The sequence below is a fragment of the Maribellus sp. YY47 genome, from assembly GCF_023111095.1.
Taxonomy (GTDB): Bacteria; Bacteroidota; Bacteroidia; order Bacteroidales; family Prolixibacteraceae; genus Draconibacterium.
Genome location: NZ_JALGYW010000006.1, coordinates 146,924 through 171,474, shown reverse-complemented (window position 1 = coordinate 171,474; position 24,551 = coordinate 146,924). Strand labels below are relative to the sequence as shown.

The 24,551-nt window shown below is 42.9% G+C and carries 16 protein-coding genes; 5 read left to right on the top strand and 11 right to left on the bottom strand.

Annotated features, from left to right (window positions below; genetic code table 11):
• Positions 1-33: 33 nt before the first annotated feature.
• The 7 genes from MR764_RS06730 to MR764_RS06700 all read right to left on the bottom strand — a co-directional run bounded on the left by MR764_RS06730 (position 34) and on the right by MR764_RS06700 (position 9,876).
• Positions 34-2,424, bottom strand: a complete 2,391-nt coding sequence (locus MR764_RS06730; protein ID WP_247978642.1) for a glycoside hydrolase family 95 protein — start codon at positions 2,422-2,424, stop codon at positions 34-36.
• 149 nt (positions 2,425-2,573) lie between these two features.
• Positions 2,574-3,560 carry a glycosyltransferase family 9 protein gene (locus MR764_RS06725; protein ID WP_247978641.1) on the bottom strand — a complete coding sequence of 329 codons (987 nt, stop codon included), beginning with the start codon at positions 3,558-3,560 and terminating at the stop codon, positions 2,574-2,576.
• A gap of 125 nt (positions 3,561-3,685) precedes the next feature.
• Positions 3,686-3,928 carry an ATP synthase F1 subunit epsilon gene (atpC, locus tag MR764_RS06720; RefSeq protein WP_247978640.1) on the bottom strand — a complete coding sequence of 81 codons (243 nt, stop codon included), beginning with the start codon at positions 3,926-3,928 and terminating at the stop codon, positions 3,686-3,688.
• 17 nt (positions 3,929-3,945) lie between these two features.
• Positions 3,946-5,451, bottom strand: coding sequence for a F0F1 ATP synthase subunit beta (gene atpD, locus MR764_RS06715; protein ID WP_247978639.1), 1,506 nt, complete (start codon positions 5,449-5,451; stop codon positions 3,946-3,948).
• 133 nt (positions 5,452-5,584) lie between these two features.
• The gene (locus tag MR764_RS06710; protein ID WP_247978638.1) at positions 5,585-6,568 is read right to left on the bottom strand and encodes a polyprenyl synthetase family protein; all 984 of its coding nucleotides are present in this window, start codon (positions 6,566-6,568) and stop codon (positions 5,585-5,587) included.
• Positions 6,568-8,928: an MMPL family transporter gene (locus MR764_RS06705; protein WP_247978637.1), complete on the bottom strand. Its 2,361-nt coding sequence runs from the start codon at positions 8,926-8,928 to the stop codon at positions 6,568-6,570. Before MR764_RS06705 ends, MR764_RS06710 begins: the two co-directional genes overlap by 1 nt.
• 231 nt (positions 8,929-9,159) lie before the next feature.
• Positions 9,160-9,876: a protein-L-isoaspartate(D-aspartate) O-methyltransferase gene (locus MR764_RS06700; protein ID WP_247978636.1), complete on the bottom strand. Its 717-nt coding sequence runs from the start codon at positions 9,874-9,876 to the stop codon at positions 9,160-9,162.
• A gap of 242 nt (positions 9,877-10,118) precedes the next feature.
• Between MR764_RS06700 and MR764_RS06695 the strand changes: the two genes are divergently transcribed.
• From MR764_RS06695 to MR764_RS06680, 4 genes are all read left to right on the top strand, one after another.
• A complete protein-coding gene (locus tag MR764_RS06695) occupies positions 10,119-10,700 on the top strand; it encodes a YceI family protein (protein WP_247978635.1) in 582 nt (193 codons plus the stop codon).
• Positions 10,701-10,756: 56 nt separating this feature from the next.
• Positions 10,757-11,923 (top strand): hypothetical protein, encoded by a 1,167-nt coding sequence (locus MR764_RS06690; RefSeq protein WP_247978634.1) that lies wholly within the window; start codon positions 10,757-10,759, stop codon positions 11,921-11,923.
• Between the two features lie 100 nt (positions 11,924-12,023).
• A complete protein-coding gene (locus MR764_RS06685) occupies positions 12,024-12,572 on the top strand; it encodes a YceI family protein (RefSeq protein ID WP_247978633.1) in 549 nt (182 codons plus the stop codon).
• A 21-nt stretch (positions 12,573-12,593) separates the two neighbouring features.
• Positions 12,594-13,022 carry an Rrf2 family transcriptional regulator gene (locus tag MR764_RS06680; RefSeq protein ID WP_247978632.1) on the top strand — a complete coding sequence of 143 codons (429 nt, stop codon included), beginning with the start codon at positions 12,594-12,596 and terminating at the stop codon, positions 13,020-13,022.
• Between the two features lie 287 nt (positions 13,023-13,309).
• On the opposite strand, the gene MR764_RS06675 is transcribed toward MR764_RS06680, so the two are convergent.
• The 4 genes from MR764_RS06675 to MR764_RS06660 are packed head-to-tail and all read right to left on the bottom strand — an operon-like array spanning position 13,310 to position 20,820.
• The gene (locus MR764_RS06675) at positions 13,310-14,209 is read right to left on the bottom strand and encodes a DUF4361 domain-containing protein (protein ID WP_247978631.1); all 900 of its coding nucleotides are present in this window, start codon (positions 14,207-14,209) and stop codon (positions 13,310-13,312) included.
• 33 nt (positions 14,210-14,242) lie between these two features.
• Positions 14,243-16,303: a RagB/SusD family nutrient uptake outer membrane protein gene (locus tag MR764_RS06670; RefSeq protein ID WP_247978630.1), complete on the bottom strand. Its 2,061-nt coding sequence runs from the start codon at positions 16,301-16,303 to the stop codon at positions 14,243-14,245.
• A gap of 22 nt (positions 16,304-16,325) precedes the next feature.
• The gene (locus MR764_RS06665) at positions 16,326-19,451 is read right to left on the bottom strand and encodes a TonB-dependent receptor (RefSeq protein ID WP_247978629.1); all 3,126 of its coding nucleotides are present in this window, start codon (positions 19,449-19,451) and stop codon (positions 16,326-16,328) included.
• A gap of 16 nt (positions 19,452-19,467) precedes the next feature.
• The gene (locus MR764_RS06660) at positions 19,468-20,820 is read right to left on the bottom strand and encodes an IPT/TIG domain-containing protein (RefSeq protein WP_247978628.1); all 1,353 of its coding nucleotides are present in this window, start codon (positions 20,818-20,820) and stop codon (positions 19,468-19,470) included.
• A 1,143-nt stretch (positions 20,821-21,963) separates the two neighbouring features.
• Here MR764_RS06660 and MR764_RS06655 point away from each other — a divergent pair.
• Complete coding sequence (locus tag MR764_RS06655) at positions 21,964-24,525, top strand: DPP IV N-terminal domain-containing protein (protein WP_247978627.1); 2,562 nt, start codon at positions 21,964-21,966, stop codon at positions 24,523-24,525.
• The last annotated feature ends 26 nt before the right edge of the window (positions 24,526-24,551 follow it).

The window sequence follows — 24,551 nt, the reverse complement described above, 5'->3', positions numbered from 1 at the left end:
ACATCTCCGGTGAAATCAGGGGAATTCTTTTGATTAACCTTTAAATACGTCCTTTGCAAAAGTATATATTTCTCCTTTTTCTGTCGGCGTTGTAACGGTCACACCTTTATAGCGCACATTCAACGGATTTCCGATAAGCGATTTTATTTCCACCTTTACTAACTCATTGTTTTCCCACTCGATGGACAATTCAAAGCCGCCGCGGCCTTTTATCCCGCTAATTTTTCCGCTGGAAATCGCCGAAGGCAAAGCCGGAAGAATATCCTGAAAATAAATCCCTTTTGAATCCCTCAAATGCGATTGCAGCAGCATCTCGGTAATTCCGGAAGTAGCGCCAAAGTTTCCGTCGATCTGAAACGGCGGGTGAGCATCAAAAAGATTGGCATACAAACCACCCTCGTCTTTGCCGTTTTCGGGATTCACGGATGGCACCATCAGGTTTTTCAGTAATAAAAATGAATGATCGCCATCGAGCAAACGCGCCCAAAAGTTGATCTTCCAGGCGCGAGACCATCCGGTTCCTCCATCACCCCGTTGGGCCAGCGTTGTTTTGCAAGCCTCAGCCAGTTCGGGTGTTGTTAAAGGATGAATTTCATTCCCGGGATGCAGGCCCCACAAATGTGAAACATGCCGGTGCTGGTTATTGGGATCATCTTTATCTTCGAGCCACTCCTGCAACTGGCCGTATTGCCCAATCTGATTGGGTGCAATTTTTTCTCTTTTTGATTTTAGTTCCGCAACCCAATCATCGTCCACACCCAAAATCTCGGCGGCTTCGATTGTATTGGCAAAAAGGTTGCGAATAATCTGGTGATCCATGGTTGGTCCCATCACCAGTCCGCCATTTTCAGGACTGTTACTCGGACCACTGATCAGCCACTCGGGATGTTTGGGATCGGGAACCAGGTAAGCCGCAAAAAAACGTGACGCCTCTTTCAAAACCGGGTAAACCGTTCCCTTTAGGTATTCTTTGTCGCCATTAAACTGATAATGCCACCATAAATGCTGACTCAACCAGGCACCGCCCGTCGGCCAGATTCCGTGATTGGCATTGTTGATGGGCGCTGCTCCCCGCCAGATATCGGTGTTGTGATGCGTTACCCAGCCCTTTTCGTTGTAATGCTCTTTTGCAACATTTTGCCCGGTAACTGCCAAATCCTGCACCATCTTGATCAACGGATCCGCCAACTCCGAAAGATTAGTGATTTCAGCCGGCCAGTAGTTCATCTCGGTATTTATGTTGATGGTGTATTTGCTATCCCATGGTGCTTCCAACTTGTCGTTCCAGATGCCCTGCAAGTTGGCAGGTTGTGTCCCGGGACGCGAAGAAGAAATCAGTAAATAACGGCCGTACTGATACAACAAGGCCACCAGGCTGGGATCTTCATCTTGCTTAAAAGTTGCCAAACGTTCTTTGGTAGGACGTGAAGATATTTCGGACTTTCCAAGATCAATGTTGACTCGCTTAAAATATTCTTGATAATCGGCAATATGATTTTGCCTGATCTGCTCGTATGATTTCCCCTCCAGACCCGCCAGGTAGTTTTCACAACGTTCAGTCGGATCGCCGCTGATATCGTTATAATTGACAAAACTCGTCGCTCCCACCAGGTAAAGTGTTACCGCATTGGCGTTGGTCACCCTTATTTTTCCGTCTTCTTCAACCAGGCCGCCCCCTTCGTTAACGATTTTCAGGCGGGCTTCAAAAGTCAGCTTGCTTTCGGGGTAAGGACTGCCGGGTCTTACGTTTTGCGCCGGATAATTATTTACCTTTCCCTGCAAAATTACCTGATCGCCTTTCACCGAAACCGTAAAATCATCGTGCGGACAACCAAGGCCTGCAGTGAAATGGAGTTTCCCTCTTTTGGAAGCTGACAATCTTACCACAATCGCCTGTTCCGGACTTGAGGCAAAAATCTCACGTTTGTAGTTGACTTCGTCCAGATCGTAGGTTACTGTTGAAACAGCATCTTCCAAATCCAGTTTCCTTTTAAATTTGGCAGCATTTTCGTGTTCCGGAAAAGCAAGTAAAATCTCACCAAAAGGCTGGTAGGAAAGTTGCCCCAGCGGCTCCGACATAAAAGCTTCGTTACCGAGTTGATGCGCTTCGTTCTGCTTCCCTTCCCAAAGCAACTGTCGTAATTTGTCGAGCACTTTGTAAGCATCTTTGTGCGCGTAATCGTGTGGCTGGCCCGTCCACAACGTCTCTTCGTTAAACTGGATGATTTCATTCCCGGTTTTTCCGTAGATCATGGCACCCAAACGCCCGTTTCCGATCGGAAGCGCTTCGGTCCAGCTTTCTGCCGGGTTATCGTACCAAAGAACCCGCGAAGGATCCAGTTCTTTTTCAGGTGCCGTATAGACGGTACATGAAAAGAATGGCACAAGTAGAAAGATTGTAAAAAGGTAGATTCCGGTCTTCATTGTTTTAAGTTTAGTATTTAGTAGCTACCAAACTTACAAATAAAATATCTTGAGATTTGTTTCTTTTCCTGAATCCGGCATTTTTCGTTGTCCTGATCGATGAACTTTCTGCGTAAACCAGATCTAGCAGAGAATGCGGAGCAGGTTTTCTAGTTAAAATTTTCTTGTATCCACCGAACCGCCAGACTTGTATCGATATCATTCATGCATTTGAAATGCTTTTTAGGACATCTCTGATACCCCAATTTTGAGCAGGGGCGGCATTTTAAATCCTTTACTTCCAATTGCAGCGATGCATTGTTTGTGCGATAAGGCACCATCCCGAATTCAGAGATGGTATTTCCCCAAAACGAAAGGATTTTCTTTTTAAAAGCCGCAGCGATGTGCATCAAACCCGTATCGTTCGATAAAACAAGGTTGGCTTCGCGCACCAGCGAAGCCGACTGGTTTAAGGTGATCTTTCCGGCATAGTTTAACACATTCCCCTTCGACTGTGCCAGCACCTGCTCTCCAGCTTCCATTTCGGGCTTTCCACCCAAAAGAATTACGGGATAGGAAGTGTTCCGGCAAATTTCCACAATCTTGGCTACCGGAAGTTTCTTGGTGGCAAAAGTTCCGGCAATTACAAAAGCTACATATCCGCTTCTGAACATCTCCGGAAGTTCCTTCGGGTTGAAAGCCTCTTCTGCAGGAATAAAAAAATCCAGGCCTTCGCCATCGTCTTTCACATCGAAAACCGAAGTTGTGGCCAGGTAGCGTTCCACAATATGTTGATGAGGCAGCCGGTTGATTTTGAACTTAACCATCAGCCATTTCTGAAAATTAAGCTTATCTACCGTGAATGAAGGTACTTTTAAGGTTCGTTTTATCCTATTGCTGCGGAAATTCTGATGAAGGTCGATGATGTAATCAAAGTTTTCACGCTCCAAATCAGAAATCAGGTCGTTGATGTTTTCACCCAATAAATGTACTTTGTCGATGTATGGGTTGGAAGTTACCAGTCCGGCATTTTTTTCCTTGGTTACAAAATGGATTTCCGAATCATCCACCTGTTGTTTAAGTCCCCGCACAACCGGCGAAGTCAAAACGATATCGCCAAGGGAACTAAAACGTATAACCAGGAATTTTATCTTCATAAAAACAGCTTTGCTTTCCTTTCGTCCAATGCATTCAAAGATATCTCAATCTATCGGATTCTAATGGCCTAAAAATAAAAATCCCCGCAGAAAACTCTGCGGGGTATATCATTCAGCTATTTATTTCAAACCGATTCCACCAATACGATGATCTTGTTGGCTTTGTTTTCGATTACACCTCCGCTCACTTCAAAACTATGTTCAGTATTGTTTTCCTCCTGAATCCGGATCGTTCCTTTTCCCAGTGTGGAAATAATCGGAGCATGGTTTTTCAGGATCTCAAACGTCCCTTTACTTCCGGGAAGCTGGATCAGTTTTACTTCTCCTTCAAAAACTTTTTTATCGGGTGTAATAATTTCAAGGTACATGGTTTTTCTTTTCTGAATTAATTTTCAGCCAGCATTTTTTCACCTTTTGCGATCGCTTCTTCAATGGTTCCGACCAGGTTGAATGCAGCTTCGGGATACTTATCAACTTCTCCGTTCATGATCATTCTGAAACCTTTGATGGTGTCTTCGATCGATACCAGTTTTCCTTCCAGTCCGGTAAATGCCGATGCAACAAAGAACGGTTGCGAAAGGAAACGCTGTACACGACGAGCACGGTGAACAACCAGTTTATCTTCTTCCGAGAGTTCGTCCATACCCAAAATCGCAATAATATCCTGAAGTTCGGTGTAACGTTGCAACAACATAATTACATCCTGTGCGCAATTATAATGTTCTTCGCCAACGATATCGGGTGTTAAAATACGCGAACTGGAATCGAGTGGATCCACAGCTGGATAAATACCCAGCTCAGCAATTTTACGGCTCAATACCGTTGTCGCATCAAGGTGGGCAAAAGTAGTTGCAGGCGCCGGGTCGGTCAAGTCGTCGGCAGGCACATAAACCGCCTGAACCGAAGTGATCGATCCGTTTTTGGTCGAAGTAATTCGTTCCTGCATGATACCCATCTCGGTGGCCAGCGTTGGCTGATAACCCACCGCAGAAGGCATACGGCCCAACAACGCTGAAACCTCTGAACCGGCCTGAGTAAAACGGAAAATATTGTCAACGAAAAACAGGATATCACGTCCGCCTCCGGCAGAACCGTCGCCATCGCGCAAACTTTCGGCAATGGTCAATCCGGAAAGTGCCACACGTGCACGTGCACCGGGAGGTTCGTTCATCTGTCCGAATACCATGGCAAGTTTCGATTTTTTCAGACGCTCCGGATCTACTTTTGAAAGATCCCAGCTTCCTTTTTCCATCGATTCTTTAAACTCCTCGCCATAATCAACAATGTTTGCTTCAATCATTTCACGCAGAAGGTCGTTCCCCTCACGGGTACGTTCACCCACTCCCGCAAACACCGACAATCCGGAGTGCGCCAAGGCAATGTTGTTGATCAATTCCTGAATCAATACGGTTTTACCTACACCGGCACCACCAAACAAACCGATTTTTCCACCTTTCGCATAAGGTTCAATCAGGTCGATTACTTTAATACCTGTGTACAATACTTCCGTTTCGGTAGTAAGGTCTTCGTATTTTGGTGGCTCGTTATGGATCTTCAAACCTTCTTTAGGCAACTGTTCCAAACCATCTACTGCGTCGCCAACAACATTGAGCAAACGCCCCAGGGCAATTTCGCCTTTTGGCATTGTAATCGGACTTCCCAACGCTTTCACATCGGTACCTCTTTTTAAGCCGTCGGTTGAATCCATCGAAATACAACGAATGGTATTCTCACCAATGTGTTGTTGACACTCTACAATCAGACTTTCTTTTCCTTCGCGAAGAATTTCAAGTGCGTCATAAATGGCTGGTAATTCACCGCCTTCTTTTTCGAAACTAACATCCACAACAGGACCAATGACCTGTACTATTTTTCCCGTATTCTGAGCCATATTGGATTTGATTTTTATATCGGATCTTAAGATTTATCAAAAAAACTTAAACGCTAACAAATTTAGCATTGTTTTAGTTTTATCCAACGCCTTTTTCTTTTTAAGAAAAATCGTTTCCAACACTAAACCCGTATCAGTTTTTACGTGTCAGCATTTTCTCGGCCAAGCCCCTCAAAGGCTGTTTTACAACATCTTCCAGCTCCAATTCGCCGAGGATCCGTATTGCCCGGTTAAAATAATCGTCTACTTTCCTTTCTGCCATTTCTTTTACCCCGATCTCACGATAAATCTGGGTCACAGCCTGTATTTTTTGTTCCGGAATAAAATCTTCTTTCCCGATCCATTCCATCAACAATGCGCGCTGTTCCGGATTGGCATGCTCCAATGCGTTAATGAGTAGCAGTGTTTTTTTGTTGGCCAGAATATCGCCGCCGATCTTTTTCCCAAAGGTTTCCTGATCGCCAAAAGTATCCAGTAAATCGTCCTGTAATTGAAAAGCGAGACCAAGATTGATCCCAAATTCATAGAGCTGATCTGCCGCAGCCTTTGGACTATCAGCAAGGATTGCCCCCGATTTTAAACTGCATGCCAGCAAAACGGCTGTTTTCAGACGGATCATGTTGAGGTACTCCTCCTCTTTTACGTCCGGCCGGTTCTCAAAATCCATGTCGTATTGCTGTCCTTCGCAAACTTCAATAGCGGTATCGGTAAACAGTTTCATGGCTTCGGGGAGGCGTCGTGCAGAACTTTCGAGCAGGTATTTATACGCTTCAAAAGCCATGGCATCTCCGGAAAGGATAGCGTGGTTTTCGCTGAATTTTACATGAACGGTTGGCCGGTTTCTCCGAACATCGGCCTTATCCATAATATCGTCGTGAAGCAGTGTAAAATTGTGAAATACCTCGATGGCAAGCGCTGCGGGTACCGCTTTTTCAATCTCCTCATCGAAAAGATTATAGGCAAGTAAGACCAACACCGGGCGCAGTCGCTTTCCTCCCATCTCCAGCGAATAATGAATGGGCCGGTAGAGTTCAACCGGTTTCTTATCAAGCAATTGTTTCGAGCGTAAAGCCACTGCTTCGCTCACTATCTTTTGCAATTCTTCTACAGAATACATCAGCTACCTATTTTAAGTTCTTCATCAGAAACGATTTCGAGCTCATCTAGTTCAATGTCTTCCTCCTCGTCGTAAATATGCAGCAAAGGTTCCTTGAAAGCTTCAGTGGTGGTAATTCGTTCCAGTCCGGTAAGTAACGAAGGCAACAGAATAAGGTTGGAAGTAACGGCTACCAAAAGCGTTAACGACACCAGAATTCCCATGGCCTGTGTTCCTCCAAAATTTGAAATACTAAAAATTCCAAATCCAAAAAACAATACCACCGACGTGTAAAGCATGCTTACCCCGGTTTCTTTCAGCGCCAGTTCTACCGACTTGCTGATATCCCAGTTGGTAAGATTCAACTCCTGCCTGTATTTTGCCAGAAAGTGGATCGTATTGTCGACCGATATACCAAAGGCAATACTAAACACCAGTATGGTGGAAGCTTTTATGGGAATACCGATGAAACCCATCACTGCTGCGGTAAATATCAGTGGAATAACGTTTGGTGTCAGCGACATGATTACCATCCTCCACGACGAGAACATGATGGCCATAAAGGTTGAAATCAGTAAGATGGCCAGCCCCAGACTTGAAACCAGGTTTTTTAGTAAATATTGTGTTCCCCGGAACGAGGTAATGCTTGATCCGGTTACAGTTACATCGTATTTATCGGACGGGAAAATCGAATCGATTTCCTGCATAAAATCGGCATAAAGCTGTTCCATTCGTTTGGTGCCCACATCTTTTACACGAATACTGATACGCGTAGACTGACGGGTGCTGTCCATGAACGAATGCAGCATATTGGCGTTATCTTCGCCCGTTTGCGCATACTGCAAAATAAAGTTCTTTTCCCGGTTATTCGGGATGCTGTAATACCTTTCGTTTCCGTTATAAAAAGCCTGCTTCGAGAATTTCAGCAGGTTCAGCAACGAGGTAGATGCCGATAATTCGGGATATTCGGCTAAACGATGTTCAAGTTCATCGATTTTTTCGAAAGTACTAAGCTGCATTACGCCCTGCGGACGTTTGGTATCGACCATAATTTCAAGAGGCATCAAGCCGTTAAAGTTCTCTTCGAAAAATTTCAGGTCGATGTAAACAGGGTCGTCTTTGGGAATGTCTTCGACCATGTAGCCCGAGCTTTTTATCAGCGAAATTCCCAAAATACCAACCGCCACAATACCCAGCGTAAAAAGATAAACCAGCCTGCGGTAACGTTGCGTAAGACGAATCAAACCTTCGATGATCCAGTTGACCTTTTTGTTGTCGAGGTGACCTAAGTGACGCGGAGAAGGCGGACCGATAAAACTGAAAATAATCGGAATCAACAACAGCGAAAGAATGAACAGCGCCAATATATTCAACGATGCAATAATTCCAAACTGACGCAAAAGATCGCTCTTTACAATCACAAAAGTGGCAAAGCCCGAAGCGGTGGTTAGGTTGGTCAGAAAAGTTGCATTCCCAATTTTTATGATCACCCGTTGCAGGGCCTTTACCTTATTTCCATGACTCACAAACTCGTGGTGAAACTTGTTCAGCATGTAAATACTGTTCGGGATACCGATTACTATCAAAAGCGGAGGAATCATCCCCGAGAGCAGCGTGATCTTATAGCCAAAGAGCGACAACATTCCCATGGCCCAAATTACGCCGGTAATTACTATAAGTACCGGTACAAAAACCGCTTTAAACGATCGGAAAAACAAAAACAGCACAACAATACAGATGGCCAAAGCCAGTGCACTAAACATGTACAACTCGCCTCTGATCTTTACCGAGTTGACTACCCGAATATAGGGCAGCCCCGAGTAATGGAGCTTTACATTTTCGTCCTGTTCAAAAGCATGGCACACCGCCTGAATACTCCGAACCAGATCTTCGCGCTCCTTGGTTGCCATTTTATCTTTATTTACCGTAATGGCAAGAATGTAAGCGTTGGTGTCATCGTTATAAACCAGCTTTCGGTAAAAGGGCAGTTCATGAAATTTTTCGACATACCGGTTGAGCTCTGCCTGCGATGCAATGGTGTCAGGAAAAGTCTGAACCACTTCAAACTTTTTTTCTTCGCGGTTGGCAACCAGGTTATAGGTATTGGTAACCGAGAGCAGATTTTCGACACCTTCGACTTTCGAAAGTTCGTTCGATAACCTCCTCCAACGGTTAAAATGATCGAGACGAAAAAAACTGGAATCCTGGATTCCCACAATGATCAGATTTCCTTCTTCTCCAAAAACCTTTACAAATTTCTGATAATCTTCATAGGCCGGGTCCTTTTTCGGAAGCAACGATGCATACTCGTACGACATTTCCACTTTACGTGCATGATATCCAAAAAAGACGGTGATAACCGCCAGTATTGAGAGTAGCAAAATCCTATTTCTAAGGATGACCCGGGATAGCTTAATCCACATGCTTTCTGTTCTAAATAACCTGACGAAAGTAGTACAAATCTCCGATTAATAAAAAGCAGATACTTGTGGATCCCGCAATTTAGAGTCTTTTTACAAAATCTTAATTTCGAGCTGGAGAAAACCACAACCGACCACTTTGTTGTCAGAAGAAGCCGGCAGGATGAAAAACAAAAGACATATTTTTCTTCTTTAGTATTTTAGGCCTTCATCATCGAGCATGGGAACAAAGCGAACCGGCAACACGCTTTTCTGACCTTTTTTTCCATTTTGTTTCTGCATTAAAATAAGGTGCTGAACCTGCCCTTCCCCCACCGGAATAATCATTCTGCCACCATCGGCCAGTTGGTCCTGAAGCGGTTTTGGAATATGGCTTGGGGCACAGGTAACGATAATGGCATCAAAGGGCGCTTTTTCTTTCCACCCCAGGTACCCGTCGCCAACTTTACAAACAATATTATGGTATTTCAACTCCTTAAAAATTTTGCTGGCTTTCGTTTCAAGCGATTCAAAAATTTCCACCGTAAATACCGAATCGCAAAGTTGGGCCAGAATAGCTGCCTGGTATCCCGAACCGGTGCCGACCTCCAACACCCGGTCCGATTTTTTTAACTGAAGAGCATCGGTCATGTAGGCTACAATAAACGGTTGCGAAATGGTTTGCCCCTCATCAATCGGCAAAGGCTGATCGGTATAGGCATAGCGGAGATACTCAGGCAGAACAAATTCGTGGCGGGGAACAATCCTAAAAGCATTTAAAACTTTATTATCGGTAATCCCCCGAGACTGCAACTGCGTTTTTATCATTTTGTAACGTTCTCTGTTGTAGCTATTATCCTGCCCCGAAACGCTCATTGTTAAGAAAATGGTAACACAATGAATATAAATAACGAAATTTTTCCTCTTCATTTTCCCAGTGTTATCTGGATAGAGTAAACGAATTTAATTTCAAAATGTTCCTCCGCAATAATTTGTTTTCCAGGAAAAAACAGATTATCGAAAACAATATTTTTCTTCCTCCAAAACTGTAATAAGACTGATTATGTTTATTTAAACTACACAGATTCATGATTTTTCTCAGGTTTTCAATTCCAAAATCACTCCTTCTTTGTCCTACCATTTCAATAGGATTAATAGGAATAATGAAAACAATGAAAAAAATTACTTTTAAAAGCCTGATTGTTAGCTTACTGCTATTATCCATTCAGGCCACTGTTTCAGGACAGACAACTTATCAATTGGCGAAAGACGCCAGCAAAATCACCATTTTAGGTACCTCTTCGGTACACGACTGGACCGTAGAAGTTGACGAATTTAAGTGCGACGTGTCGATTGCCTTGGACGACAACAGCAACGCAGCAGTTTCGGGTGTAAATGTGATCTGTGAGGTGAAAAACATTGAAAGCGACAACAGAATCATGACCGGAAAAATCTACAAGGCCCTCGAAGGAGACGACCATCCGCAAATCACTTTTAAAGTTGCCGATGCAGTAAATGTAGCGAACGGAACTGAGTCTGCCGTAAAAGGCCAGTTAACCATAGCCGGCCAAACAAAAGCAGTTTCACTGCCCTTCAAGCTTGTTTCCGAAAATGGTTCGACCATCAAAATCGAGGGTAAAGTGCCGTTAAAAATGAGCGATTTCAAAATCGATCCTCCAACAGCAATGATGGGCGCCCTGAAAACCGGCGACGACATTGAAATTGCATACAGCATCGTACTCACTAAAAAATAAAAATAGCTGATTGATCAGCACAATAAACAAGTAAGAACATCTAATTCTATTTTAAAATGAAAAGATTTATTGTTTTAATCACCGCTGCATTTGTTAGCATGATCTCTTTTGGGCAGCAATTCGAGCAAGCCAAGCTTGATCCAAGCACTTTTAAAGATGTGAAAGTTAAGGTTGGAGCTGACTTTGCCCTTCAGTTGCAAATGTTAGATCATGAAGCAGATGTTGAGCTTATTGATTTAAAAAATAACTTCAATCTGCCTACTGCCAATTTAAGCATTACAACAGATTTAGCTCCCGGTATTCAATTGTACATGAACACTTACCTTTCTTCACGTCACCACAACGAGGCGTGGGTAGAAGGAGGTTATCTGATTATCGACAACATGCCGTTTTTGCCGGCCGCCAACAACATCATGAAATACCTTACGATCAAAGCAGGGGTTATGATGCCGGATTATGGCGATGCTCACTATTTCCGCAGCAACAATGCCAGTGTACTTAACAACCCTTTTGTTGGAAACTGGGTGATGGATGCCTATACAGCCAATCCCGGACTGGAAGTGATGTTCCGCGACAAAGGATTCCTTGCCTTGGTAGGCGCCAACAACGGACGTATGAACTATGGCCGTGGCGGAGACCTTGGAGACGACCTGGTATTTAACTGGAAAGTGGGTTACGACAAAAACATTAACGAAGATCTTAGAGTAAGAGCAACATTGTCAGGCTACCATGTAGGCGAAGGACACAGCGGATCGTACCTGTGGGCCGGCGACCGTGCAGGTGCCCGTTACTACAACGTAATGCAAACAGCTGCTGCCGAAGGCGACAACTTCCGCTCAGGCCGCTGGGATCCAAACAGTGGTCAATCAGAAATGAACAGCTACATGGCTAACGTTTTTGTTCAATTCCACGGACTTGAAGTATTCGGAATCTATGAAAACATGAAAGGTGTACGCAACGACGCTGACCAGCATTTTACACAAACTGCTGTACAAGCGCTGTACCGCCTGGGAAGTTTCTACCTGGGAACCCGTTACAACCACGTTGACAACAACGACGGGTCGAAAGTAAACCGCACCAATTTTGGTGGTGGCTGGTTTATGACCAACAATGTATTGGTTAAACTCGACTACGTTAATCAAAAATACGATGGACCGGCTCATGGAGCGATTGATGGAGGAAAATTCAATGGAGTAGTTCTTGAAGCTGCTATTTCATTCTAATGAATTGAACGAAGTAAACTGATTGTCCGGCTTTCGCCGGACAATCTTCTTTAAAAAGCAAATTCGACACTTGCATATTTTTAGTCCAAAATATTATTTTTTGTTGCTGCTCTGTTTCGCGGTTCTTCAATTATCAGCACACGACAAGAATAAAACGAATCCGGAGGAATGCAAAAGCTATGTGCTTATTCAAGGCTCGTCGAACATCAATAAATTTGAATTCGTCAATAAGAATCCCAACTTCACCAAAAGAAACCACGACAACGGGGAAAATAAACTCTCGCAATCCATTCGCATCCCGATACGCGATTTTTCGGGACCGAACAAGTTAATGCTCAACGATTTTTACAAGATGCTGAATGCAGATCAGTATCCCGATATTAAGATAAACATTGAAGCCTACAATTCGGAAGATTTTGACGAAGAATCGGGCAGTACACTGCTGGACACGAAGATTACCATTGCAGGGAAAACGCACGATTACCTAATTCCGTGCGATGTAATTTATTGCGAAACTTCAGGAACGGTTTTAAAAGGTAGTCTTGAAGTATTGTTATCCACTTTTGATATTGATCCGCCACAAAAAATACTTGGCGCAGTAAAAGTAGACAACGAGGTTTTCATTACTTTTTCTTTTAGCTATCTTTAGGAAAATTTTCAACTAACCACTTTGAAATTCAGTACAAAAACCAGGTATGGTGTTCGTGCTATTCTTGAAATAGCTATGAACGAATGTGAAAATGGTATTTATCAAAAAGAAATTGCTGAGAACCAAAATCTTCCTTATAAATACCTTGACCACATAATAACTGCTTTAAAAGTTGCCGGACTTGTCACCAAGGCTTCCGGACGAAAAAGCGGTTACATTCTTACACGCAGGCCTTCTGAAATTACGATCAACGACATTCACAATGCTTTTGAACCCGGTGTTTGCGTAGTCGACTGCCTGTCGCACCAACATTCCTGCAAACGCGACGACCGATGCGCTTCAAAAGGATTCTGGGGACAACTCAATAACCAAATTATTGAATACCTTAAAGCAACCACGCTGCAAGACCTTATCGACAAACAGGTAAGACTCGACGACCTGGTGAGCTAATTTCTGCAATTTTCACTTTACACCTTTTTCTCTTTCCCGAGTATATTTTGCAGACTGGCCATCACCGGTAGCACCACAGTAACCATTATTCCCCTAAGTTGTTTCTGCGACAAAAAGGTATCCAACATTTTTAGGCACTCATCACCTTCGACATTCCCACACACCAATTTACCTGCAGTTTTCCATAAACAAACATCGCACCTATGCAGATGGATAATCAGCATAAGATGCGATGTGTAAATATTACTCAGAAATAACTAAACTCTGTGTAACTACAAACTAAATCACTAATTCCTGATTTGCATTTCAACGCGTTCTTGCATCACCTTGGTAGTATTGCCAATAGTATACTCATATGACAATAAAAATACATTGGTTTTCTGGCCAAAATAATCTTCAACCATAAATACATTTGGATATTTATCATCACCATCCAACTGATTTACCTGAATTGAACCATAAGGTTTGATCGTAACACTATTGTCTTCTGCTACCTCCAGAATAATCGAAGACTCTTTTATTTTGTCAACAGCAGATACAAAAGTCTCATTCCCGGCAACCATCCGCACACTATTGTACGAAAGAGGGAAGAGCTCTTTATTAGCTGCTGTTACCATTCCATTAACCATTCCGGTCATGGTGTACAGGGAGTTTTCTGCCTGAGACGCATAATCGTTCTCCAATAAAACCTGATACAGAATGGTACTCTTCTCTGGATTTAGTTCCACTCCTGAAATATCGGTAGCCCTCAAACTAAGAAAATAGGTTGAATCAGGCGACAATCCATCCGGGCGCAATCGCACCATTGTTTTGCCCGAACGCTCACCTGCTTTAATCGTGATTTTGTATTCAACAATCTCATATTTATCTTTCGGCAATGGTTTGGCATACAATGTTGAATCGGCATCATAAAGCGAGTAGTTATACAAACCCAACTGCGTAGAATCTTCTTCCAGACCGATTACCATGTCCTGAGCAGGAGCATCGGTCCCCCCAACAGAGGCTGCTACATAGCCAATAATCACCTCTTCATTGGTCAATTTCACCACTTCCTCAAAAGTATTATAGTAATCGCTACTAATCAAAGCAACTACATTTTTATACATTTCCTTTTCAAAGATCGCGTCGTCATTACATGCCACCAGCGCTCCCAGCAAGGCTATTATTAATATTAATCTTTGTTTCATTTGTGTCGTTTTTCCTACTTGTTCTGCATAATCTTAATTGTAACCCGGATTCTGATCCAGCGAAGGCAACCGGCGCAACTCAGTGCGAGGAAGCGGCACCCAAACCAACTTCTTGTCAACCGCACGAGTAAGATAGGACGAAGTAGCCGGAATGGTACGTCTGTAGTAACTTTCCCGGTCAGCACCATCCGGATTCATGCCCCGAATAGGTTCCCGTTCTGACTCTTCATAGATACCCCAGCGACGCACATCATAAAAACGTCTGTTCTCATATAAAAACTCAACCATGCGTTCCCGCTCAATCGCTTGCTGTACATCAGTCGGATTATTCAATTGATTGGCCGACAAGCCAGGTAGTCCGGCACGGTAACGTACAAGGTTAAAGGAGTTTTTAATTTCTTCGATATCTCTGCTGATTGTATATTGCTGATCGCCAAGCTGAACAGTATGACTACTAGTCAAATTATTAACTGCCTCAGCATACGACAACAAAATCTCTGCATACCGGATGATCGGATATGCTTTCGGAATACGGCGGGCTCCTGTACCACTAATCGCATCATAAGGGTGATCATATTTCTTGATCACATAACCGGTTATCGGATAGTTAGGTGAGGTTGCGGTCACACCACCCCGACCATCTTCATCCTGATAATAGTATTTGGCAGTGTGCATATTAACAGTAGTACTCGACAAAGCCTGCCAAATGGCTTCATTGAAACCGACCGATGCATAAAACCGCATTTCGCGATTGGCATACATTTTAAACACGCCTGCATTCATAGGATAACCAGAGAAAGATTTAGGTTGTTCGGTAAACAGGTCGTCAAACGTACCACCTGCCGGGAGGTCGCCAACTGCTTCAAAATAGGTATCTCCACGCGCTTCATCTTTGGTACGACCATCTTCCATCAGGTAGGCATCAACTACTTTTTGGGTCACACAAAAACGCCCCCATCCACCAAGAGAGGGAGGAAAGGCACCTTGATTGATATAATCATTTATGTATGAAGTGTTTCTACCCCATATCAATTCTTTATTGATAGCAGCTACCGCTTCACCGGTAAAGATATCAGAATAAGAACGGAAGGCATCGATGCCAGCGGCACCATTCGGATAGCTACCATAGAAGTTCGGATCAGAAACTACACCTTCGGGAAGTGCAGGTGTATTCACGTCTGCTTTCACGGTATACAGCTGATACAAACCAAGATCCATAACCCTTTTCGCTGCTGCTGCAGCAAGTGCCCATCTGCTTTCGTCATATTCCTGAGAAACATAGAACACATTGTCTGTAGAACGTTTCCAGTTACCGAAATATGAACTGGCCACCGAACCTCCGTTAAACAATGGACTGGCATGGATCAATCTTAACCGGGCAATCAAACCATAGGCAGCACCTTTTGTAGGACGTCCAAAATCCAGAATACCTACTTCTTTGGGCATTAATTCGGCTGCTTTTTCAAATTCTTCACAAACATATTCCATCGCTTCGTCATACGTTGCTCTCGGACGATCATAATATTCAAGCGATTCGTTGGTATTAACAACTTCATCGCCCAGAATAATCGGAGGACCATAATCCACTAGGAGACTGTAATATGCATAGGCACGAATAAAACGAGTATAGCCTTCGATTCGAAGCCTGTCAGCTGTAGTTAAATCTTTGGGTACGTCGAGATTTTGTAGAATATTGTTCGTTTTACGAATGATTTTATAATACTTGCCCCATTGATTAAGATTGGGAGAGGAATCTCCAAAAAAGTCAGGAGTGATCCTTCCGGTAGCAAAATCCATCCCGTAATAAACGTTGCTTGAACCGCCACCCGTTAATCCGTTGAATGCTTCATCAGCGGCCATAGGCCCCGGCGTATATCCATACCTGACGGTTTGAGCTTCGTCCGGGAACATGTCTGCCGCACCCCACATGTATGCTTCCATATACCGCGCGTTTACAAATGCTGAATCAATGTTGAATTCATCGTCAAAGTAATCATCGATATTCAGATAATCCTTACATGATGTCGTCATCGCACAGATCAAGCCTACAACAGACGCTATAGTTATTCTTTTTATAATTACAAATGATTTCATCTCATTAAATATTAGTGTATTACTATAAGTTAAAATAGACTTGCACCGCATAGGTCTGAGGAATCGGATACTTTCGTCCATTCCAAACGGCTTGTTCCGGATCAAAGATCTTCACCTTATCCCATATGTAAAGGTTGGTACCTACAAGCTGTACATCCATTGAAGACACGCCTAAACGCTTCAGGAAACTGGAATCAACCCGGTAATTCAATGTTACTTCCTGCAATCGCAAATAACGTGAATCTCCCTGCCAAAAGGTAGACAACTGACTGTTGTTGGCATTATTTCCATATTGCAAACGCGGGAAACGGGCATTCGGGTTTTCAGCTAAAGCCGGATCTATACCATGCTCGAGGGCGTAATCCATCGGAATCCATCGGTTTTTAGGATCGGCAGCCAAAGTGAGCACATTTCCCTCATTCCCCTGGAAGAAGGGCATATAACCCATTCCGTTTGTTTCTGACACACCGTTCACAGTTGTATTTTGCCCCACGTAGAAGAAGGAAGTTTTTCCGGTTCCCTTAAATAACACACCAAGTGTTAGGTTTTTGTAGCGGAACTCACCACCAAAACCAAACATTGTTAACGGATAGTTACTGTGGGTCAATGGCACTTTATCCATAGTATTTATAACCCCGTCACCATTTACATCCTTATACTTGATATCTCCGGGCATAACCGTTCCAAAAGTCTGTTGAGGACTGTATTTCACATCGTCTTCATCTTTAAAGAGCCCGATAGCCTGATATCCTCGTATGGAACCGTAAGGAAATCCATTATACTCCAGATAGGGATATTCCAAATAAGCCTGTTCCCAATTCTGCACAGTGTTTTTGGAATACGTGAAATTACCCCGTAACGTAATACCAAATTTGGGTGTAATCTCAGTTGTATAGCTAATATTACCGTCAGCACCTGTACTCTTCATTCGCCCAACGTTAGCATATGGATTAGAAATCACTCCCACATATTCAGGAACCTGCACCCTCTGTTGGAAAATCCCATTTCGCTGGTCTTTAAACATTTCAAAAACAAAATCTACTTTATTATCGAAAAGTTTACCCTCAAACCCTAAGTTAGACTTGATTGCTCTCTCCCATGCGAGGTTATCTGCTCCGATACGGGTTTCACCGATCGTTTCGATACCTGGTACGCCCCAGATGGTTCCTGTACCTTCGTTCACTTTAGTTAAATACGGGAAACGGATACTGGTAATTCGGTCGTTACCTACTGTACCGTAGGAGGCTCTGATTTTAAAGAAATCCAGCCATGGAGCCGCCTTTTTAACAAACTCATAATTTGTTGGCACCCAACCCAGAGCCAGAGAAGGGAAAAATCCATATTGTCTTCCAGGTTGGAAGTTTTCAGATCCGGTGTAACCAAAGTTAACGTCCAACAGATAAGTATCCTTGTATCCATAGGTAAACCGACTGGAAACGCCCTGATAGCGAAGTGGGATGGCTTCCAGGTTACTGGTCGCATCTTCTGTATCTTTGGCGTCACTAAGGTAATAATATACCAAGGCAGAAGTACGGTGGTCCTCTTTAAATACCTTGTCATAATTTAAAGTTGCCTCAAGGTGATACTTGCGATACTGCGAAGTCGATCTGCTGTACGATGCTTGTTGTTCCTGTACACGCTCAATCATAATGAGAGTACCGTCATAACTCCTCCCGGTAGCTTCGTATAGCGCCGGTTGGATCCTTCTGCGTTCTTTGAAGAAACTATGAATATCGTAAGCTCCCTGTATCCTGAATTTTAAACCTTTAGTTATAAAAGCGAGATCCTGATTTAAAGCGAGGGTAGCTTTCCCTTTAAATACCTGATCAGAAGCCTGTCCAGTCTGGTTAATCATTACATAAGGTGAAGATTGCGAACCTGCACCAATTCCGGGATACAAACCATTTGAATATACAGTAGGGATAGTCAACGGGGTAAGGCGAGCCTGCGCATTCCAAATATACTCTGTATTTGCAACCCCCGGCTGATTCAACTGCGAAAAGAAACCATCTGACCCCACGTAGACGCCTGTGGTCTCAGTCAGGTTAAGATCTAGGTTGACTCTATAATTATAAGTATTATACCCTACGTTTGAAGCATACGGACTGTTTTTTTCCACTTTGTAAGCAGCTGTTTCGCTGTTTGCCCCCAAACTCAGAAAATATTTGGCAACTTCACTACCACCTCGGCCACTAACATAAATACTGTGAGACCAAAAGCTTTTATTCAGTATCTCATCCTGCCAGTTTACATTGGGATACATATCCGGATCCAAACCATCCCGGATAATCCCCATCTCGGTTTCGTTATATAAAGGTGCTTGACCACGAATAATATTGGCTTCATTGGCCAATTGTGCATATTCGTAGGCATCCAGATAGTTGGGCAAGCGATTGATAAGAGATAAGGTAGAATTGGCTCTGACCGTAATTTGGGTCTTATCCACGAGACCTTTTTTGGTATTAACCAACACTACGCCGTTTGCCCCTCTAACCCCATAAACAGCAGTAGCCGATGCGTCTTTCAGGATTGAAAAACTCTCAATATCTGCCGGGTCGATCGTATTCAGGTCACCTTCTAAACCATCGATGAGAACCAGAGCACTACTATTGGCTCCAAATGTACCGATACCACGTACCCAAAATTCTGAAATATTCTTTCCCGGCTCTCCGCTCGTTTGCAAAGAGATAATCCCCGCGGCACGACCACCAAGCAAGTTGGCAACAGATCTGGCAGGTACCTGTAATTCTTTGACGTCTATTGTAGAAATCGCACCTACTGAACTGATTTTTCGTTCCTTTGCTCCGAGGCCAACCACAACGAACTCGTCCAGTGCTACCCCCTTTTGGGCAAATTGTATCTGCAGATTATCGACAGACTTCACTGAAACATGTTCAATTGGCTCGTAACCTACGAAAGTGAATACCAAACGGTCACCATACAATACGTTTATCGTAAACTCCCCGTCAGCATTGGTGTAAGTCCCTGCAGTGGGCCTGTCTTTTACATATACGGTTACACCGGGAAGCGGCTCACCTTGTTCGTCGACCACCTTTCCAGCGATCTTTAGTTCTTCTTTTTGCTGTGCGAAAGTAGCCATATGCGTCAAACATAACAGCAACAGGCACATAATGCGAATGATCTTCATTTTATACATAGGTTAATTATTCGATTACTAATTTGCGAATCCTTGCATTTCCCCAATCAGCAATGTAAATCTCTCCCAGCTCATTGACTGCGACACCCCAGGGATTTTTAAACAGTGATTCTACCGGACCACCATCTTTGTAACCGGATGTTCCGGGCTGGCCGGCCACCGTAGAGACAATACCATCAGCCGAGAGCATGCGAATGCAATGGTTTCCATAATCAGCAATAAACATGTTTCCATCATTATCAAACTTGATGTCTTTTGGATAGTTAAACAAAGCGTCTTCCACAGGACCGTCGCGAAATCCACTTCCGCCCGGAGCATTCAGACGTTTAAATCCACTATCCATATCACGAAGATCAAGCATCATAATCCCCTGTCTGAATTCAACCGGACTGGCATTGGAATGCAAGGTAATATAGAGCTCCCACGGTTTTAACGGGTTTATTCCCTGCCCGTATTGCGATCCGTAAGGGCCTTGATGTACAATCTCCGCGTCATAGGTATCCGGATCGATCCTGGCAATCTTGCCATCCCGAAACCGGGTGTAGAGCATATTGTCATAAGGACAGAACGTAATAAAGTTTGCATAGCGGTCATTCCAAACAATAGAAGCATAGTCCGACTCTGAAAACTTGGCATTTCGCTGACGTGGGTTCCAGGCTTCCCTCGGGTCAAAAGAGAAAAACACCTCCGGTACTGATTCGTGAGACGCAGTCAGAATACCGGTTTTACGATCTACAGTGAGACCATTGGCATACAAAACACGGTCAGCAGTGTTTGTAACCATAATCAAAGGAGTAACGATATTTTCCTTTTCACTGATCCGCGCTATCCCAAAAGAACCGCCATCACGCTGTGACATAAACAGATTGCCCTCAGCATCCAGATCAAGATATTTTCCATATACATGAGCCTGATCAAGTGTTCCCTCCAGAAAATCTGCATTGCCATTTCCGGTAACAGTGGTAACCTGAGCCTGAGGCGTATACAAAAATGTAGAATCGTAAGTGGCAGAATTTTCACCTATTACGACTTTGACTACGGGCTTATCACCCGGAAGACGAGGCACAATGGCATAAATTCGATTTCCGCTGGACGAAATCACAGCAGCTTTCTTTAAGTTGAAATACACCTCAATCTTGCTGGCATCAGTGCCAAAGTTCGCGCCATCTAATAAAATCTTATCCTTAGCGCCACCTTCAGTTGGAGAGAAAGTGGTCACTACAATAGGTTTCGATGGGTCGTGCGGCTCTCCGGAAGGACTTTCCGAATCATCATTACACGATAGCAATAAAAGGAGGAGAATAGAAGTCGAAACAATGTACGACAACATTTTCTTTCGATAAAAAATTAACACCTTCATAACTATGAATTGTAAAAATTAATATTTTATTGATTACTAAAATTTCGCTTGTTGAGCTTTGACTACTTTATACTACCATAAAGCCGAATAACCAGCTTAGCAATCCTTGCTTCTGGATTAAAAGTTTAAATAACCTTTTCTTATTCAGATCAGATTTCTTTCTTATCAAATATGGATAAAGAGATAGAGAAGATTTTTTTCATTATTGTTGCGAATTTTGGCTCTACTAAATTTGAGAGCTCAAAAGTCGATCATTAATATTACAGGGAGATTAAAGTTCGCTTTCATTATTGTTAAGTTTAGATTATTAATTATTCGCTAAGATTAAATAAAAAACAAACAAAAACAAACAAAACAGAAAATAAATATCAAAAAACAAACAAAATAAATATCAAAGCAAACAAAAGAAAACATCAAGCAGCGACATTTGCTCCGATTCAACTACTTTTGCTACTTCTTAGCCTACACTTCTAAAGAAATTCACCCCCAACGATCAAATCAAGCATAATCACTAAAAATGAACCCCACCCATTTCATGGATTTGAAATAAAATCGAAATTTCACTCCTACCATTCCCCCATTTACTTCTGAGAAGTTGTTTTTTATTTATCCGTTCTTGCTATTTCAGTTTCAGAAACAGCCTGAAAAGAAAACCTTCAAATCGTCCAAATCCCCTCACAATAATCGCATTAACTAAATCCAAGTTGCTGACAAGGGCAGAACCTGATAAAAAAAGAGTTTTTGGATTAACTCAACACCCAAATCAATGACTACCTGAAAACAATTATTCTACAGGGTTTAGTCAATTAACATGTAATCTCGAAGACATTTTTGCAGAATTTCTTTCCTTTTCTAATCCCAGCCATAGACATTACTTCACAAAACTTTCGTTTTATATGTATTTTTACTTTCCTTCATACATCCAGAGACCTTCAATAACACCCGGCAACTTGTGGGTAAAGATCTCTACGTCCCTGATTCCAAACCACAATTACTGATCTTTGAAAGCTTTCGCTTTGATTTAATTTTTTATTTTGCCTCGCTTCAGATAAAACGAGTTTCGAGTGCTCGGGACGAGTTACATCCGTCAGCTGACGGACCATTAAAACAAACAATTGGAATACTCAATTTAAAATCAGAATAATGCACGGAAAAAATCTACTTGTTTTCTTAATCGCAATCTTGCTGGTAACCGGTAAGGCGGTTGCTCAAAACGAACCAATTACCACAGCCAATTATCGTTTGGCTGAACGCTTCTCCCCCGAAAAAATAAACCGAATGGTTTTTAGCACTTCTGTAAATCCCAATTGGCTGGAAACCGGAGATAAATTCTGGTATTCCTATAAAACATCGAAAGGCGAATTTTTCTATTTGGTTGATTTCGACAAAAAAACCAAAACAGCCCTTTTGGACAACGTTAAAATGGCTGCCATGTTAACCCGAATAACCAAGGATCCTTACGATGCACAACATCTGCCACCCATAAAACCAAAATTCAAAAAAAATGACACTGTTTTCCAATTTGACGTTACAAGCACTCAGTTCGAGGAAACAGAAGAAATAGCAGCAGATACGTTGGTAACACAAGATTCAACAAAAACAGAAGCCGCAGAAAAGCCCAAAAAGGAAAAGCCTAAAAAGAAGGTTTTTCATTTTGAATACAATATTACAAGTGGCGAATTGTACGAACAGGAAGATTGGAAAGAGAAAAAAGATCATCCATCGTGGGCATCCATTTCGCCCGACAGTTCGTTTGTTGTTTTTGCGCGCGACTACAACCTTTACTGGATGGACAAGGAAAATTTCTTGAAAGCGCTGAAAGAAGAGGAAGACAAAAAAGACTCTACTATTGTTGAGCACCAACTCACCACCGACGGTGAAAACAATTATGCATTCGGAGGTGGTTATACTCCGAAAGAAAACGACGATGAGGAAACCATCAAAAAAGAAAGTGAGAAACGCAGGGGAGCGTATGTTTTATGGTCTCCCGATTCGAAAAAATTTGCACTGGAACGTAACGACAGCCGTAAAGTAAAAGCTCTCTGGGTGATCAACGTTTTGAACCAGCCCCGCCCCGATTTGGAAACCTATAAATACCAGATGCCGGGCGAAAAAGAAGCCCCGCAAGCCGAATTATGGGTTTTCGACATGCTTAAAAAAGAAGGCAAACAAATTGATGTTTCAGCTTTTGCCGACCAAACCATAAACATTTGCCGCGCGAACTTAAGCAATAAAGAACGCTTAAAAGAATACGTCCCAGGCAGATGGCTTTCAGAGTCCTCGGATAAAATATATTTCACCCGCACCAGCCGCGATTTACACAAAATCGATGTTTGTGTTGCCGATGCACAAAGCGGTGAGATCAAAACTCTTGTTGAGGAACGGCTAAACACCTACGTTGAAATTCAGGATCCTTACCTGATTAATAACGGGAATGAATTTATTCACTGGTCGGAACGCGATGGTTGGGCCCATTTTTATTTGTACGATGGTGAAGGAAACCTGAAGAATCAGATTACTTCGGGTCCTTGGCATTGCAACCAAATTCTGAAAGTGGATGAAAAAAACAGGGTGCTTTATTTTACAGCCAATGCGCACGAAAAAGACGAGAATCCTTACTACGAGCATTTGTATAAAGTAAACTTCGACGGTTCTGGATTAACGCTGCTCAATCCCGGTGATTTCAACCACAGTGCCGAAATGAGCGATTCTTACCGTTACTTCATCAATAACTTTTCGAGAGTAAATACAACTCCCGTTTCAGAAATCAGAGACAACCAGGGAAAACTGGTCATGCAGCTTGAAACCGCTGATCTGAGCAATCTTTTTGCTGCAGGGTACAAATTTCCTGAGATTTTCAAAGCCAAAGCTGCCGATGGAATTACGGATATTTACGGCGTAATGTACAAACCTTTCGATTTTGATTCGACCAAACTTTACCCGGTTCTGGAATACGTTTACCCGGGCCCGCAAACCGAAGCGGTAAATACATCGTTCTCGGCAAGAATGGACAGAACCGATCGTTTTGCACAGTTGGGTTTTGTTATCGTAACTCTTGGGAACCGAGGCGGACATCCGAGCCGATCAAAATGGTACCACAACTACGGTTACAACGATTTGCGCGACTATGGTCTGGCCGACAAAAAATATGTACTGGAACAACTGGCCGACCAACACAAATACATCGATATTGAAAAGGTGGGAATCTCGGGCCACTCGGGTGGAGGTTTTATGTCAACAGCCGCACTTTTACAATATCCCGATTTTTATAAAGTTGCCGTTTCTTCCGCCGGAAACCATGAGAATAACATCTACAACCGCTGGTGGAGTGAAAAACATCACGGTGTAACCGAAGAAATAAACGACGATGGTGAATCGAAATTTATTTATGATATTGAAAAGAACTCGGAACTGGCCAAAAACCTGAAAGGGAAATTGCTTTTAGTGACCGGAGACATGGACAACAATGTTCATCCCGGAAACACCATCAGAATGGCCAATGCCTTGATGAAAGCAAAAAAACGTTTCGACATTTTTCTGATGCCCGGCCAGCGACACGGATTTGGCGACTACACCGAATACTTTTTCTGGCTAAAGGCTGACTATTTCTGCAAACATCTTATAGGCGATTACTCCATCAGTACCGATATTTTTGAAATGCGGCGCGAGACTAAAATGACGCCCAGCAAAACAAGATCAGAATAACTTTTCATCGATCTTAACCTACATAA

Coding starts and splice junctions, on each gene's coding strand:
- MR764_RS06710 (WP_247978638.1), bottom strand. CDS start 6,568: ATGTATTCTGTAGAAGAATTGCAAAAGATAGTGAGCGAAGCAGTGGCT.
- MR764_RS06670 (WP_247978630.1), bottom strand. CDS start 16,303: ATGAAATCATTTGTAATTATAAAAAGAATAACTATAGCGTCTGTTGTA.
- MR764_RS06700 (WP_247978636.1), bottom strand. CDS start 9,876: ATGAAGAGGAAAAATTTCGTTATTTATATTCATTGTGTTACCATTTTC.
- MR764_RS06675 (WP_247978631.1), bottom strand. CDS start 14,209: ATGAAACAAAGATTAATATTAATAATAGCCTTGCTGGGAGCGCTGGTG.
- MR764_RS06725 (WP_247978641.1), bottom strand. CDS start 3,560: ATGAAGATAAAATTCCTGGTTATACGTTTTAGTTCCCTTGGCGATATC.
- MR764_RS06660 (WP_247978628.1), bottom strand. CDS start 20,820: ATGAAGGTGTTAATTTTTTATCGAAAGAAAATGTTGTCGTACATTGTT.
- MR764_RS06695 (WP_247978635.1), top strand. CDS start 10,119: ATGAAAAAAATTACTTTTAAAAGCCTGATTGTTAGCTTACTGCTATTA.
- MR764_RS06730 (WP_247978642.1), bottom strand. CDS start 2,424: ATGAAGACCGGAATCTACCTTTTTACAATCTTTCTACTTGTGCCATTC.
- MR764_RS06655 (WP_247978627.1), top strand. CDS start 21,964: ATGCACGGAAAAAATCTACTTGTTTTCTTAATCGCAATCTTGCTGGTA.
- MR764_RS06690 (WP_247978634.1), top strand. CDS start 10,757: ATGAAAAGATTTATTGTTTTAATCACCGCTGCATTTGTTAGCATGATC.
- atpD (WP_247978639.1), bottom strand. CDS start 5,451: ATGGCTCAGAATACGGGAAAAATAGTACAGGTCATTGGTCCTGTTGTG.
- atpC (WP_247978640.1), bottom strand. CDS start 3,928: ATGTACCTTGAAATTATTACACCCGATAAAAAAGTTTTTGAAGGAGAA.
- MR764_RS06665 (WP_247978629.1), bottom strand. CDS start 19,451: ATGAAGATCATTCGCATTATGTGCCTGTTGCTGTTATGTTTGACGCAT.